Raw genomic sequence first — 13,065 nt, 5'->3', positions numbered from 1 at the left:
CCACCGAGACCAGCACGGTGGCCAGGAAGAAGGCGTCCGCGTGGGCGGACGGCAGCGCGGCCAGGAACAGCGCGGTCATCACGGCCAGCAGCGCTTTGATCCACCGCGTCCGCTGCGGCCCGGTGCGCCCGAGGGTGAGCGCGAGCAGGACGTAGCAGAGGCAGAACGCGACGACGACGGCGTACCCGGCGAGCGCCGCCGTGCCGCTGGCGTTGCCGCTCATGGCCACCGCGGTCAGCGCCGGGAAGACCAGCATCCCGGCGCCCAGCAGTATCCGCCGCAGGCCCCCCGCCCAGCGGTGGGCGGGGGCCGGCGTGCCCTCCCGGTCGAGGTCGGTCACCCTGTCGGTCACCTTCTGTCCTTCCTCAGGGCCGGGCGGCGAACAGCGTGCGCAGCTGCCGTCCGTTGAGCAGCACGGCCGCCCCGGCGAGGGCGAGGCCGCACAGGCCCTGTTCGATCTTCATCCAGACCGGGAACACGCCCGGCACCGCGATGATCGCAGCAATCGCGACCAGCATGACGCCGGAGATGATCCGCAGCCGCCGGAAGGCGCCGCGGGAGCCGCGCGCCGCCCGGACGGTCAGCAGCAGGGTGACGGCGGCGCTGACCAGGACGATGGTGCCGCGCACCCACACGGACGGGGTGATCAGGTCGGTGTGGGAGCGGAGGGCGAAGGCCGCCAGCATGGTGAGCGCGCTGAGGCCGAGGTAGACGAGCACGAGGTGCCGTACGGTGCGGAAGGCCCGACGGGTGTCGGGGTGGTGCAGGTCGGTGGAGGTCATGGCTTCATCGTGGCCGTCGGACCGGGGTGGCCGGCAGTGTGCTGCCACACCGCCGGACCGTGACATTTGTCAGCCCCTCGCCACCGGCTGCGCCCCGGCGCCCCAGCGGCGCCCCACCCGCCGGCGGCCCGGTGCCCGACCGGCCGCGGCCCGGTGCCCGGGCTCAGCCGAGGCGGACCCGGGTGCACCTGGTCACGTACGGCACGGCGACCTCCTCCCGGCCGGCCAGGTCGGGGTGGCTGGCGAGCAGCTGCTCGACGTCGGCCAGCAGCCGGGCGCGGTCGGCCTCGGGCAGGGCGATGACGTAGCTGCGGGAGGCGACCATGTCGAGGACGCCGGCCGGGGTGGTGGGGTGCTCCCAGCGGATCTCCAGTCGCTCGGGGGCGCCGAACGGGGCCGGCAGGTCCGGCGCGGTGTCGAGCCGCTGACGGTCCGAGCGGTGCATCAGGGCGCCGAGTTCGGCGGCCCACGGCTCGGTCTCGTCCCGGACGTTCCAGATCAGGGCGAGGGTCCCGCCGGGGGCGAGCACCCGGGCGATCTCCGGGACGGCCGTGGCCTGGTCGAACCAGTGCCAGGCCTGGGCGACCACGACCGCGTCCACACTGGCATCGGGCAGTGGGATGCGTTCGGCCGAGCCGGCCCGTACGGCGGCCTTCGGCACAGCGGCGGCCAGCCGGTCGCGCATCTGCGGGTCGGGTTCGACCGCGACCACGTCCAGCCCGGCCTCGACCAGCATCCCGGTCAACTTGCCGGTGCCGGCGCCCAGGTCGAGCACCCGTCGGGCCTCGCGGGGCACCGCGGAGCCGATCAGGGCCTGCGGGTAGCCGGGCCGGCCGTGCTGGTAGGCGGTGGCCGCGAGGCCGAAGGAGCGCGCGCGCAGCCGGCCGGCCCAGCGGCGGGTGGCGCCCTGGCGGGTCATCCCGCAGGCGCGGCCGATCTCCTCCCAGGTCGCCTGCCGGCCGCGCCGCAGCTCCTCGACCAGGTCCGTGCGCCGTTCCTCCAGCGCCTCGATCGTCTCCGAGAGCCGGTGCAGGCCGTCCAGCCCGCCACCTGCGGCCACCTGGGCCGCCACCCGCCGTCCGGGGTCGTTGTCGTCCATGGCCCGCACTGTAGGGGCGGACCGCCGAGGGCGTCAACGGTCATTGCTCGCTGGCGCAACAGATGTTGCGCCACGCCGGGACGTCCCCCGGAGGAGTGATCACCGCGCACCGCGAGCCGCTCGTAGCACGAACTCGTCGCTGATCGTGGCGACTTGGGCCGGAAACCCTTCACATGGGCGAATCCCGGCCGGGTTGCCGGTGCGCGGGCGGCCGGGCGAGAAGCCTGGTGACGGGCGGTGGCCGACCGGACTCCGACAGGTGTGCGAGATGTCGGTCATGTCCGGCAAGTTGCCACAAGTCGGTTGACGGACAGTATTTTTGAGTTTCGGTCAGGATTGTCCTGAACTTGGCTATGCTGCAGCACCACGCCTCCGGAGCCGGTCGTCGCCCGACCCCGTTCGTTCCCACCCGTTCCCGACTTCTGTTCCGATCGTCCGATCGTTTGAGGATGCCGAATGCTTCGAGCTGGTACGTCACCCACCAGACGGCGCCCCGCGCCCCTGCTCGGCTGGATACTGCCCACCGCCGTGATGGCTGCGGCGGTCGCGGTCGCCGCGGTGGTGGTGTCGGCCGGAGCCCGGGCCCAGGTGCTGTGGTGCGGGGCGACGGCCACCGTGCTGGTCGCGGTGGTGGCCGCCGAGTCCGCCCGCCGCGGGCGGGCCCTCGCCGACCTGCGGGACGAACACACCCGGCGCGTCGAGGAGTTGCACCGCAAGCTGGCCGGGCAGGAGGACGAGCTGGAGCGGATGGCCACCGGCGAACTGCGCCGGCTCGTCGGCGGCGCCCGGTACGGCTCCTCGATCGACGTGCTGCTCCAGCCCTTCCAGCGCCCGAACCCGCTGCTGTCACGGAAGTTCCGCGCCTCGCTGGAGCAGGTGGTGCGCGGCATCGCCCAGGCCGTCGACGACGAGGTCAGCCGGCGCGACTCCGCCGAGCGCGCCTTCGTCAACCTGGCCCGCCGGGTCCAGGCGATCATCCACCGCCAGGCCAAGGACCTGCGGGAGATGGAGGACCGGCACGGCAACGACCCGGCGGTCTTCGACGACCTGCTGCGCCTCGACCACGGCAACGCCCTGGTCGGCCGCCTCGCCGACTCCATCGCCGTGCTCTCCGGCGCCCGGCCCGGCCGCCAGTGGACCCGCCCGATCGCCCTCTACAGCGTGCTGCGCGGCGGGATGTCCCGGATCCTCGAGTACCAGCGGGTCGACCTCCACCCGGTCACCCAGATCTCGGTCACCGGACCGGCCGTCGAACCCCTGATCCACGCCGTGGCCGAGCTGCTCGACAACGCCACCCGCTACTCCCCGCCGCACACCCACGTCCACCTGAGCGCCTCCGAGGTGCAGAGCGGGATAGCGATCGAGGTCGAGGACGGCGGCCTCGGACTCACCGACGAGGCCCGCATCCGGGCCGAGCGCTCGATGCGCGAGGCCATGGTGTCCAAGGACTTCGACGACCTCACCGAGTCCCCCCGGCTGGGCTTCGCCATCCTCGGCCGGCTCTGCCAGGCGTACGGCTTCCAGGTGTCGCTGCGCCGCTCCGCGTACGGCGGCGTGCGCGCGGTGCTGGTGGTGCCGCAGGAACTGCTCACCACCGCTCCCCCGACCGGGCGGGCGCACGGCATCGGCGCCTTCTCCGGGCCGCGGCCGCTCCCGGCCAACCCGCCCCGGCACGCGGCCCCCGCCCGGCCCTGGGGCGCCCGGACCACCCCGGCCGGTGCCGGGTCGGCCGGTGCCGGGGCGCCCGGCGGGCCGGGGCACCCGACCCTGGGCACCGCCGCCGAACCGGCGCGGTCCGCCGGCATCGGGCCCTCCTTCGGCGCCACCACCCCCTGGGGGCCGTCCCCCGCCGCGGCCGGGGACGACGAGGTGGTCGTCACCGAGCGCACCCCCAACGGCCTGCCCCAGCGCCGCCGCAGCCGCCCCACCGGCCGGGCCGCCTTCGCCACGCCCCCGCGCGGCACCGCCCAGCCCAGCGGCCCCACCGCCGGGCCCGCCGCCGGACCGGCCGCCCCGGCGCCCCGCCCCAAGAAGCAGCCCGGCCTGTGGCTGGAGGCCTTCATGGAGGGCTACAAGGGCACCGGCGGCACCAAGGACGCCACCCCGGGCAACCCCCCGGGCACCACCTCGGGCACCACCCCGCAGCACAGCGCCGGACAGCCCGGTACCGAAGAGACGGCAGCGAAAGGCGAGCAGTGATTCCGCACCGCAGCAACATGGACTGGATCCTCAACGACCTCGCACACAGCGTCCCGTACGTGCGCCACGTCATCGTGCTGTCCGCCGACGGCCTGCGGATCGCCCAGTACGGCGCCGACCCCGACACCGCCGACCGGCTGGCCGCCGCCTGCGCCGGGCTGCAGAGCCTGGCCGCCGCCGTCGGGCACGAGTTCCCGCACGGCAACGGCGCGATGAAGCTGGTCGTCATCGAGGTGGACGGCGGCTACTTCTACCTGATGTCGGCCGGCGACCGCGCCTACCTCGCGGTGCTCGCCGACGAGGGCGTGGACGCCGGGCTGGTCAGCCACCAGATGCGCGACCTGGTCGACCGGATCGGCGAGCACCTCTCCACCCCGCCGCGCAACCCGGAGGTGGTCGCGTGAGCCGCCGCACCGCGGCCCGCACCACGGCCCCGGTGACGACCCCCGCGGCGGCCCTGGCAGCGGCCCCGACCAGCACCCCCGGCCCCCGGGCGGGCACGTGAACGAGCACAGTGAGGCAGTGACATGACCGCCGACCAGGGCGGCTGGGACGGACCCGAGCCCGATCGCCTGTACGTGATCACCCGCGGCCGCAGCGGCCCCTCCGGGCCGGGCGTCTTCGACCTGGTCACCCTGATCGTCTCCCTCGCGGAGCCCACTCCCGCCATGCAGCCCGAGCACGCGGCGATCCTGCGGCTGTGCCGCTCGCCGCTCTCGGTGGCGGAGGTCTCCGCCTACCTCGAACTGCCCACGAGCGTGGTCACCGTCCTGCTGGCGGACCTCCTCGACGACGGGCGGATCGAGGCCCGTTCCGCCGTGCCCGCGGCGGAACTCCCCGACCGTGCCCTGTTGGAGGCGGTGATCCATGGACTTCAGCGGCTCTGACACCGTCGTCGGCCCGGCGAGCGCGGACCTGCTGCCCGACACCGTCACCACGGCCGTCAAGGTGGTGATCGTCGGCGGCTTCGGCGTCGGCAAGACCACCCTCGTCGGCGCGGTCAGCGAGATCCGTCCGCTGACCACCGAGGAGACCATGACCCAGGCCGGGGTCGGCGTGGACGACCCGACCGGGGTCGAACGCAAGACCTCCACCACGGTGGCCATGGACTTCGGCCGGATCAGCATCAGCGACAAACTCGTGCTGTACGTCTTCGGCACCCCCGGGCAGGAGCGGTTCTGGTTCCTCTGGAACGGCCTGTTCGAGGGCGCGCTGGGCGCCGTCGTCCTGGTGGACACCCGTCGGCTGGAGGTCAGCTTCGAGGTGATCGGCCGCCTGGAGGACCGCGGCGTGCCCTTCGTGGTGGCCGTCAACGGCTTCCCCGAGGCGCCCAGTTACGCCCTCGACGAGCTGCGCCAGGCGCTCGACCTGCCGGCCGAGGTGCCGATCGTCGCCTGCGACGCGCGCAGCCGGCAGTCCAGCCGGGACACCCTGATGACGCTGATGCACTACCTGTACGAGCTGGCCGCACCGCCCGCGGGCTGAGGCCCTCTCCCGCGGCCCCACCCCCGTCGTACCGCTTCCGAACCTCGTGACCCGGAGACCCTGTTGACCACCCCGTTCCCCGACGACGAAGCCGCCCCCGTCCCGCCGCCCGGCTGCCCCGCCCACGGGCACGCCGTCGAGCCGACCGGCCCCGGCGGGCTGCGCCGGCTGTACGGCCCCGAGGCCGAGGCCGACCCGGCGGGCCTCTACGAGAAGCTGCGCGCCGAACACGGCGACGTCGCCCCGGTGCTGCTGCACGGCGACCAGCGGGCCTGGCTGATCCTCGGCCACGCCGCCAACATCACCGCGATGCGCACCCCCTCGCTGTTCTCCCGCGACTCCCGGCTGTGGAGCGCCTTCCGCAACGACGAGGTCCCGCCCGACTCCCCGCTGCTGCCCGTGGTCGCCTGGCAGCCGATCTGCGTCTTCGCCGACGGCGAGGAGCACCGCCGGCTGCGCAACGCCCTGCTGGACGGCCTGAACGGCTTCGACCGGCGCGGCATCCGCCGCCACGTCCGCCGCTTCACCACCGACCTGGTCCAGGTCGTCGGGCCGACCGGCCGGGCCGAACTGATCACCCAGTTCGCCGAGCACCTGCCGATGCTGGTGATGACCAAGCTGCTCGGCATGCCCGACGAGTACGGGCCCCAACTCGTCGATGCCGCACGGGACCTGATGAAGGGCACCGAGACGGCCATCGCCAGCAACGAGTACGTGGTGGCGAGCCTGCGCCGCACCATCGCGATCAAGCACGAGTCCCCCGGCGACGACCTCACCAGCCGCCTCCTCGCCCACCCGGCCGGGCTGACCGACGACGAGGTGATGGAGCACCTGCGGGTGGTGCTGCTCGCCGCCAACGAGACCACCGTCAACCTGATCGCCGACTCCTTGAAGATGGTGCTCACCGACCCGCGCTTCCGCGCCCACCTGTCCGGCGGCCAGATGACCCTGGGCGAGGCGCTCGACCAGGTGCTCTGGGACTCCCCGCCGATGTCCCTGGTCGCCGGGCGCTGGGCCACCACCGACACCGAGCTGGGCGGCCAGCAGATCCTGGCCGGCGACCTCCTGCTGCTCGGCCTCGCCGCGGGCAACGTCGACCCGACCGTCCGGCCCGACCTCGCCACCCCGCTCTACGGCAACCGCTCCCACCTGTCCTTCGGGGCCGGACCCCACGAGTGCCCCGGGCAGGACATCGGCCGGCACGTCGCCGAGGCCGGGATCGACATCCTGCTCACCCTCCTGCCGGACCTCCGACTGGCCGTCCCCGAGGAGGAGTTGACCTGGAGCTCGGCCTGGATCTCGCGCCACCTGACGGCGCTGCCGGTGGAGTTCACGGCGCAGGAGATCGAGCCCGACCCGGAGTCGGTCGCCGAGGCGGAGCGGGCGGCGGAGGAGGCACGGGAGCTCGCCGAACGCGCACTGGCGGCCACCCAGCGGGCGGCCGCCCAGGCCGCGGCATCGGCGGCGGGGACGGAGGCGGCCTCGGCATCGACACCCGCTGACACCGCGACGACGACCGCGACCGTCCCCGCGCAGCGGCGCAGCTGGTGGGACGTCCTCACCGGCCTGTTCCGGCGCTGATCCCCGGGGCGACGTCCCCCGGGTGGCGGCGGCCGCTGAGCAGCGGTCGCCGCCCCGACTCGTCCGGATGCCCCGGTGCGCGTGCAACGCACCGGTTCTGCGACGACGTTGATGGGATGGACACCGTCATCGTGCTCGAACCCGACATCCCGACCAACGTCCGGCTCCTCGGCCCCGGCCACCAGCCGGCCGATCCGGAGAACCCGGTGCGCCTCGCGCACGCCGCCCCCGCGGAGGCCTCCGGCGTCTGCGGCCCGCTCACCCTGTGCGGCCTGGACACCTCCGGCATGACGCTCGCCCCGCACCGCTCCGCCGACCGGGGTCGGCCGCGTGCGCACTGGAACACCTGCCGGAACTGCCGCGCCGTCGAGGAGGGCGCGGCACCCCGCACCCCCGCTCGGTCCGCCCCGGGCGAACCCGGCTCACCCGGGGGCGACGCCCTGGCCGGGTAGCCGGGTAGGCCGCCACCGGCCCCGCCCTGCCGTCGGCGCCGCCCCCGCACCTCCGCCTCAGCCGTGCCCGTCGGTGCGGCGGCGGTGCAGGGTGAAGGTATCGACCGGGGTGAGGTCGCCGTGCGGGCCGTCGAAGGTGTAGTAGGTGACCCGCATCGTGGTGGTGCCGCCGCGGCGGTCGCCGGGGTCGACCTCGAAGGCGGCGAAGCCGTGGGTGTGGGTGCGGTCCTGGTAGGCGGCCCAGGGCGCGTCCTCGGTGAGCCAGATCGACTCCCGGTACGGCGCGCCCGGCGCGGGCTTGTCCGCCAGGCCGATCACCACCCGGCCCTGGGGGCGCTCGAACAGGTCGTCCTGGGTGGTGGCGGCGTTGCCCCCGGCACCGATGACCATGTGGACGGTGCCCCGTCCGGTGTCGGCCAGCCGGGGGTCGGTGCCGGTGGGCACCGGGGTGCGGGCGTCGTTCGGCAGGGTGCCGCGGACGGGGTGGGAGCGCTCGTAGTAGTGCTCGTGGCCGCTGACCACCAGGTCGACCCCGTAGGCGTCGAACAGCGGGCCCCAGGCCTCGCGGATGCCGAGGTCGCTGCCGGAGCCGTGCTGGGAGCTGGAGATCATCGGGTGGTGCATGCAGACCACGATCCAGTCGATCCCCCGGTCACCCCGGGCGGTGCGCAACTCCCGCTCCAGCCAGCGCTGCTGGGTGCCGCCGGAGTAGCCGCGCAGATAGGTCTCGCCGGAGTTCTGGATGGCGACGTCGTCGTTGGCGAGGCTGATGAAGCGCACCGAGCCGACGGTGAAGGCGTACCACATGCCCCGGGTCTCCTCGTCGCGGTCGGCGGCGGAGGCGGGGAGGGTGAAGTAGGCCTGGTAGCCGTCGGCGCCGATCGGGCCGTTGCCGCCCTCGTTCTCGTGATTCCCGGCGCAGGGCATCCAGGGGCGCAGCCGGGTCGACCGGCTGTTGTTGATGAACCAGTCGGCCCAGATGGCGGTGCGGCTCTGCCCGTGCCGGCCTCCGTAGGAGGCGTAGCAGAGGTCGCCGTTGACCAGGTTGAACAGCGGGCCGACGCGTTCGACGGCGGCGACGATGTCGGCGGCGTGCGGGCTGCCGATCTGGCTGGTGGTGTACACCGGGTACTTGCCGAGCGGTGAGGGCATGCCGTTCGGGAAGTCCACCTTGCGGCGCAGGTTGGGGGTGGCCTGGTCGCCGAAGCTGGTGAAGGTGAAGGGGGTGCGGCCGCGCGGGGCGGTGGTGAACGTACCGGTCTCCGGGTTCGCGCCGTCGTGCCCGGCGCTGTACAGGTACGTGGTGGCCGGGCGCAGTCCGGTGAGCCGGGCGTGGTGGACGTACACCTCGTCCTTGCCGAGGGAGTCCCGGTAGGTGCGGGTCTCGGCCTCGACCGCCGCCCCGGTGCCGCCCTCGGGCGTGCCGAGCCGGACCAGCGGGCGCCGGACGGACTGCGGGGTGAGCCAGGAGACGGTCATCTCGGTGGCCGGGTCGGTGCCGAACTGCAGGTGCAGGCCGCTCACCGAGGGCGCGCCGATCCGGTGCGGCCTGGCCTGCAGCAGCGGGCTCGCGGGCGGGTCGCCCGCCCCGTCCTCCGCCGCCGCCGGCCCGGCGCCGGCACCCCCGCCGACCAGGGCGGCCCCGGCCGCCGACGTGCCCTTGAGGATGGACCTGCGTGCGATCGCCATGACGCTCCGTCTGCCGAGTGGGGGTTCGGGACCCGCAGCACTGTAACGACATGAGCATGCAAAGGCGATCACTTTTCCCGCACAGGCCCGGAGCACCCGCCCTCGACCGCGCACCGGACCGGTAGGTTGTCGTGATGACCGATTCCCTCCCGCCCGGCGGCCTGGTGCTGGGTACGGACGAGCTGATCGACCGCTGGGCCGACGCGTGGCGGCCGGAACAGGCCGCGGAGCGGCTGGGCGGGCTCGGCGCGAGCTGGTGCGTCGCGGCGGGCTGGGCGCTGGACCTGTTCCTCGGGCGGCAGACGCGGCCGCACGGCGACCTGGAGATCGCCGTGCCGGCCGCGTCCTTTCCCGAGCTCCGGGGACGCTTCCCGGAGTTCGTGTTCGACGCGGCGGGTCACGGGCGGGTCTGGCCGGCGGCCGACGCGGCGGCGCTGGCGGCCACCCACCAGACCTGGGTGCGGGAGCCGTCGAGCGGCCGCTTCCTGCTCGACGTCTTCCGTGAGCCGCACCGGGGCGGTACCTGGATCTGCCGCCGGGACGAGCGGTTGCGGTTGCCGTACGATGCGGTCGTCGAACGGACGGCGGACGGGATCCCTTATCTCGCACCGGAGTTGGTGCTGCTCTTCAAGGCGAAGACGATGCGGCCCAAGGACCGGGCGGACTTCGACACCGTACTGCCGTCACTGGACCGTACGCGGCGCGAGGCCCTGCGCGGGTGGCTGGCGCTCGTGCACCCGGGCCATCCCTGGGCGGAGCGCCTGGCGGGCTGACCGGGCCCGGCGCACACCCACGACCGTCGGAGAGCAGCACGGCATGGAACTGACCAGGGGCGACAAGCACGCGATCGTGGCGGTGGGGCTGATCTGCGTCGGGGTGGCGGCCTGTTACGCATGGGGTGGTGACGGGAGCGGATCCGACGACCCGCTCCCGTACAAGCGCCGCCCCGCCTCGCTGCTGTTCCGGATCGATCCGGCGGACCCGGACGCGCTGCACACGACCGTGGCGGCCGACGACCGCACCATCACGCTGGACGCCTCCTGGAGCGGCTGCGACTACAAGCCCGACCTGGTGGTGAGGGAATCGGCCGACCAGGTCACCCTGATGCTGAACCGCCGCGACGCCTCCGGCCCGGACATCGGCTGCGAGGACGGCGGCATCGCCCGGCTCACCGCCGTCCTCCACCGCCCGCTGGGCGCACGCGCGTTGACCGACGCCGTCACCGGGAGGCCCGTCCCCCACGCCCACGGCTGAGGCCGTCCTCCGATCACGGCGGGTCCCCGTACTCGCCCGCGTGGTTCCGGACGGCCCTGGCGACGACCGCGAAGCCGTGGTCGAGCATCTCCCGCTCGTAGCGGCGCACCGCGTCGAGCAGGGGCGCGCCCGAGGTCAGCCGGGCGGCGAGCAGGCCCGCGTCGTGGAGGGCGGCTCCGGCGCTGAGGCCGGCCGGCGGCATCGGGTGCGCCGCGTCGCCGACCAGGGTCACCGGTCCGGGCGGCCACGGTTCGGGGCGTGCGGAGGCCTGGATGCCCGCGGGCACGAGGTACCCGGGCTCGGCCAGTCGCAGCAGCGCGCCGAGCGAGGGGGCCCAGTCGGCGACGGTGTCCGCCGCCAGTTCCAGCAGCTCGGCGGCGCCGAGTCGGAAGAAGTCGGGGCCGCACCTCCCGGCCGGGGCGGTCAGGCCCCACATCAGGTAGTCCTCCGCCGGTGGCAGCCCCAGTTCGGCCGGGTTGCGGCGGAAGCGCTGGGCGGCGAGGGCGAGGCCGCGGCCGTCCGGGCCGAGTACGCCCAGGAAGCCGTCGAGTGCCGGCGGCGGGGTCAGCTCCCGTGCCCGGGCGGTCAGCGGGGTGCGGCCGTAGATCAGCCGGCTGTCGTACGCGGTGAGCGGGAAGTGCGGCAGCAGTTGGCGTCGGACGCCGGAGTTGGCCCCGTCGGTGGCGACCAGCAGGTCCCCCTCGGCGACGGAGCCGTCCGTGAGGAAGAGCCGTACCGTACCGTCCTCCGGCAGCTCGTAGCGGGAGAACCCGGCGCCGAACCGGACCGAGTCCGTCAGGCCCTGCAGCATGATCCGGCGCAGTGTGAGCCGGTCGACGGTGATGCCCGCGGCGTCCGGGGGGAGCGGGATGGCGGTGAACTCGCGCAGGTCGGGGCCGGTCATGGTGACGCCGCCGCCCGCCCGGCAGGACGTGGCGACGGCCTGCTCGTAGGCGGCGGTGGGCAGCCAGGTGCGCAGTGCGGCGTCCCCGTCGCCGTTGATGTGGATCCGGTTGCCCTGGGCGCGGGCGTCGACGGCGCCGTCCCGCTCGAAGAGCCGGACGTCGTGGCCGTGGCTGCGCAGGCCGTGGGCGAGGCACGGGCCGGCCAGGCCCGCGCCGATGATCAGGACGCGCATGAAGCCCCCAGGTTGAGATCATCTCAGCTGAGACTTTCTCAACACGGTAGCATCGGCGGCATGACGGCCCCGCCGATCGATCCGAGCGCCCTCGGACTGCTGCTGTACCGCGCCCACCGACTCGCCCGCGCCGGCGCCAACGAGGCGGCCCGGCCCACCGGGCTGGAACTCCATCAGGCCGCCGTGCTCGCCACCGTCCGGGCCGGCGGGATCGGCAGCCAGCGCGAACTGGGCGCGGCCCTCGGCATCGACAAGTCCACCCTGGTCCGGATCGTCGACGACCTGGAACGCCGGCACCTGCTCGAACGCCGCCGGACGGCCCACGACCGCCGCGCCTACGAGATCGTGATCACCGAGGACGGGGAGCAGCACCTGCGCGAGGCCGACGCGCTGTTCCGCGGCGCGATGCAGAGCCTGCTGGCGGTCTTCGACCCGCGCGAACAGCGGCAACTCCACGACCTGCTGGCCCGCTTCGTCGCGCAGGAGGGACCGACGGAGAGCTGAGGCACAGGCCGGTACGCCCCGGGGGTCGCACCCCCGGGGCGGCGGCACGGTCCGTCAGGCCGAGGCCGAGGGCGTCGTCACGGCCTGGACGCGGGCCTCCTGGGCGGCCCTGGCCGCCAGCGGGTTGATGTCGGCCCGACGCTCCCGCTGCATGGCCGTCAGCCGGGTGACCATCAGGATCGCGGTGATCGCGGCGACGAGTCGCAGGACCTCCTCGGCGGTCTCCAGCCGGAGGCCGATGCGCAGGCTCTCGAGGTCGGCGTAGTCCCGCACGGTGAAGCCGGTGCTCTTGAGCGTGGCGAGCCGGCCGAGGATCAGGGAGCCCATCCAGGTCAGCCACCACACCGCGACGATGCTCTCGGACGGCTTGCGGCGCCTGCCCTCGGCGTCCAGCGGTGCGCTGGCCCGCCAGCAGTCCACCATCAGCTGCCAGGGGAACCAGAACATGACGATCGGGGTGAACCAGCCGCCGATGGTCCAGCCGCGCCCGAGGCGGTGCCCCTTCGGCAGCAGCAGGTCGGCGTTCCCGCGGGTGCGGTGGAACCAGAGGATGAACACCACCACGGTGGCCAGCCCCACGGGGACGACCGCCCCGTTGAACGTGTGGACCACCGACCCCAGGGCCGCCGGGGTGTCCGGATCGACGCCGTCCGCGCCGTCCAGCAGCTGCCCCGCGAGCACGTCCAGCCAGACGTCCAGGACGACCACCGCCAGCGCCGCCACGGCGCCCAGGCCCAGCAGCACGTTCAGCGCCGTGGCGAGCCCGTTCGCCGGCCGCAGCGCGGCCGCCCATCCGGGGGCCGCCTCCGCGCAGCCGAAACAGCGTCCGCTGTCCGTCCCCACCGGGCGCGCCCCGCACGCCACACACTTCATCGGATCGTC

14 protein-coding genes and 1 pseudogene are annotated in these 13,065 nt (G+C 74.3%); 9 read left to right on the top strand and 6 right to left on the bottom strand.

Annotated elements, in window-relative coordinates; all coding sequences use genetic code 11:
• From ACFXOZ_RS22195 to ACFXOZ_RS22185, 3 genes and pseudogenes are all read right to left on the bottom strand, one after another.
• A pseudogene (locus ACFXOZ_RS22195) lies at nt 1-352 on the bottom strand (hypothetical protein); the annotation flags it as partial.
• A 13-nt stretch (nt 353-365) separates the two neighbouring features.
• Complete coding sequence (locus ACFXOZ_RS22190; protein WP_380527082.1) at nt 366-782, bottom strand: hypothetical protein; 417 nt, start codon at nt 780-782, stop codon at nt 366-368.
• A gap of 163 nt (nt 783-945) precedes the next feature.
• Nucleotides 946-1,881 carry a class I SAM-dependent methyltransferase gene (locus tag ACFXOZ_RS22185; RefSeq protein ID WP_380592217.1) on the bottom strand — a complete coding sequence of 312 codons (936 nt, stop codon included), beginning with the start codon at nt 1,879-1,881 and terminating at the stop codon, nt 946-948.
• Between the two features lie 456 nt (nt 1,882-2,337).
• On the opposite strand from ACFXOZ_RS22185, the gene ACFXOZ_RS22180 reads away from it, so the two are divergent.
• The 6 genes from ACFXOZ_RS22180 (at nt 2,338) to ACFXOZ_RS22155 (ending at nt 7,598) form a co-directional block, all read left to right on the top strand.
• On the top strand, nt 2,338-4,080 hold the full coding sequence (locus ACFXOZ_RS22180; protein WP_380527078.1) for an ATP-binding protein: 1,743 nt from the start codon (nt 2,338-2,340) through the stop codon (nt 4,078-4,080).
• Between the two features lie 17 nt (nt 4,081-4,097).
• Nucleotides 4,098-4,484 (top strand): roadblock/LC7 domain-containing protein, encoded by a 387-nt coding sequence (locus ACFXOZ_RS22175; RefSeq protein ID WP_360231742.1) that lies wholly within the window; start codon nt 4,098-4,100, stop codon nt 4,482-4,484.
• A gap of 123 nt (nt 4,485-4,607) precedes the next feature.
• Nucleotides 4,608-4,967 (top strand): DUF742 domain-containing protein, encoded by a 360-nt coding sequence (locus tag ACFXOZ_RS22170; protein WP_350510307.1) that lies wholly within the window; start codon nt 4,608-4,610, stop codon nt 4,965-4,967.
• Nucleotides 4,948-5,565: an ATP/GTP-binding protein gene (locus ACFXOZ_RS22165; protein WP_380527076.1), complete on the top strand. Its 618-nt coding sequence runs from the start codon at nt 4,948-4,950 to the stop codon at nt 5,563-5,565. The genes ACFXOZ_RS22170 and ACFXOZ_RS22165 overlap by 20 nt, the downstream gene beginning before the upstream one ends.
• Before the next feature lie 63 nt (nt 5,566-5,628).
• Nucleotides 5,629-7,146, top strand: coding sequence for a cytochrome P450 (locus ACFXOZ_RS22160; protein WP_380592215.1), 1,518 nt, complete (start codon nt 5,629-5,631; stop codon nt 7,144-7,146).
• A gap of 116 nt (nt 7,147-7,262) precedes the next feature.
• Nucleotides 7,263-7,598 (top strand): hypothetical protein, encoded by a 336-nt coding sequence (locus tag ACFXOZ_RS22155; RefSeq protein ID WP_380592213.1) that lies wholly within the window; start codon nt 7,263-7,265, stop codon nt 7,596-7,598.
• A 57-nt stretch (nt 7,599-7,655) separates the two neighbouring features.
• Here the strand turns inward: ACFXOZ_RS22155 and ACFXOZ_RS22150 are convergent, their stop codons facing one another.
• On the bottom strand, nt 7,656-9,287 hold the full coding sequence (locus tag ACFXOZ_RS22150) for a purple acid phosphatase family protein (RefSeq protein ID WP_380592211.1): 1,632 nt from the start codon (nt 9,285-9,287) through the stop codon (nt 7,656-7,658).
• A gap of 134 nt (nt 9,288-9,421) precedes the next feature.
• Here ACFXOZ_RS22150 and ACFXOZ_RS22145 point away from each other — a divergent pair, with 134 nt between their 5' ends.
• On the top strand, nt 9,422-10,060 hold the full coding sequence (locus tag ACFXOZ_RS22145) for a nucleotidyltransferase domain-containing protein (protein ID WP_380592209.1): 639 nt from the start codon (nt 9,422-9,424) through the stop codon (nt 10,058-10,060).
• Between the two features lie 43 nt (nt 10,061-10,103).
• Nucleotides 10,104-10,541, top strand: a complete 438-nt coding sequence (locus ACFXOZ_RS22140) for a hypothetical protein (RefSeq protein ID WP_380592207.1) — start codon at nt 10,104-10,106, stop codon at nt 10,539-10,541.
• A 13-nt stretch (nt 10,542-10,554) separates the two neighbouring features.
• Here the strand turns inward: ACFXOZ_RS22140 and ACFXOZ_RS22135 are convergent, their stop codons facing one another.
• Nucleotides 10,555-11,679 carry an FAD-dependent oxidoreductase gene (locus ACFXOZ_RS22135; protein ID WP_380592205.1) on the bottom strand — a complete coding sequence of 375 codons (1,125 nt, stop codon included), beginning with the start codon at nt 11,677-11,679 and terminating at the stop codon, nt 10,555-10,557.
• Nucleotides 11,680-11,739: 60 nt separating this feature from the next.
• On the opposite strand from ACFXOZ_RS22135, the gene ACFXOZ_RS22130 reads away from it, so the two are divergent.
• On the top strand, nt 11,740-12,183 hold the full coding sequence (locus ACFXOZ_RS22130) for a MarR family winged helix-turn-helix transcriptional regulator (protein WP_380592203.1): 444 nt from the start codon (nt 11,740-11,742) through the stop codon (nt 12,181-12,183).
• Nucleotides 12,184-12,237: 54 nt separating this feature from the next.
• On the opposite strand, the gene ACFXOZ_RS22125 is transcribed toward ACFXOZ_RS22130, so the two are convergent.
• Complete coding sequence (locus ACFXOZ_RS22125) at nt 12,238-13,056, bottom strand: DUF4328 domain-containing protein (protein ID WP_380592201.1); 819 nt, start codon at nt 13,054-13,056, stop codon at nt 12,238-12,240.
• Nucleotides 13,057-13,065: the final 9 nt, after the last annotated feature.

Origin of the sequence: Kitasatospora sp. NPDC059160 (assembly GCF_042755465.1) — a bacterium.
Lineage (GTDB): Bacteria > Actinomycetota > Actinomycetes > Streptomycetales > Streptomycetaceae > Kitasatospora.
The sequence above is the reverse complement of the archived record's forward strand: the minus strand, read 5'-3'. Positions and strand labels throughout refer to the sequence as shown.

What these genes read in the sequence shown, in the direction of transcription:
- ACFXOZ_RS22190 (WP_380527082.1), bottom strand. Translation starts at nt 782, where the DNA reads ATGACCTCCACCGACCTGCACCACCCCGACACCCGTCGGGCCTTCCGC.
- ACFXOZ_RS22185 (WP_380592217.1), bottom strand. Translation starts at nt 1,881, where the DNA reads ATGGACGACAACGACCCCGGACGGCGGGTGGCGGCCCAGGTGGCCGCA.
- ACFXOZ_RS22180 (WP_380527078.1), top strand. Translation starts at nt 2,338, where the DNA reads ATGCTTCGAGCTGGTACGTCACCCACCAGACGGCGCCCCGCGCCCCTG.
- ACFXOZ_RS22175 (WP_360231742.1), top strand. Translation starts at nt 4,098, where the DNA reads ATGGACTGGATCCTCAACGACCTCGCACACAGCGTCCCGTACGTGCGC.
- ACFXOZ_RS22170 (WP_350510307.1), top strand. Translation starts at nt 4,608, where the DNA reads ATGACCGCCGACCAGGGCGGCTGGGACGGACCCGAGCCCGATCGCCTG.
- ACFXOZ_RS22165 (WP_380527076.1), top strand. Translation starts at nt 4,948, where the DNA reads ATGGACTTCAGCGGCTCTGACACCGTCGTCGGCCCGGCGAGCGCGGAC.
- ACFXOZ_RS22155 (WP_380592213.1), top strand. Translation starts at nt 7,263, where the DNA reads ATGGACACCGTCATCGTGCTCGAACCCGACATCCCGACCAACGTCCGG.
- ACFXOZ_RS22150 (WP_380592211.1), bottom strand. Translation starts at nt 9,287, where the DNA reads ATGGCGATCGCACGCAGGTCCATCCTCAAGGGCACGTCGGCGGCCGGG.
- ACFXOZ_RS22145 (WP_380592209.1), top strand. Translation starts at nt 9,422, where the DNA reads ATGACCGATTCCCTCCCGCCCGGCGGCCTGGTGCTGGGTACGGACGAG.
- ACFXOZ_RS22140 (WP_380592207.1), top strand. Translation starts at nt 10,104, where the DNA reads ATGGAACTGACCAGGGGCGACAAGCACGCGATCGTGGCGGTGGGGCTG.
- ACFXOZ_RS22135 (WP_380592205.1), bottom strand. Translation starts at nt 11,679, where the DNA reads ATGCGCGTCCTGATCATCGGCGCGGGCCTGGCCGGCCCGTGCCTCGCC.
- ACFXOZ_RS22130 (WP_380592203.1), top strand. Translation starts at nt 11,740, where the DNA reads ATGACGGCCCCGCCGATCGATCCGAGCGCCCTCGGACTGCTGCTGTAC.
- ACFXOZ_RS22125 (WP_380592201.1), bottom strand. Translation starts at nt 13,056, where the DNA reads ATGAAGTGTGTGGCGTGCGGGGCGCGCCCGGTGGGGACGGACAGCGGA.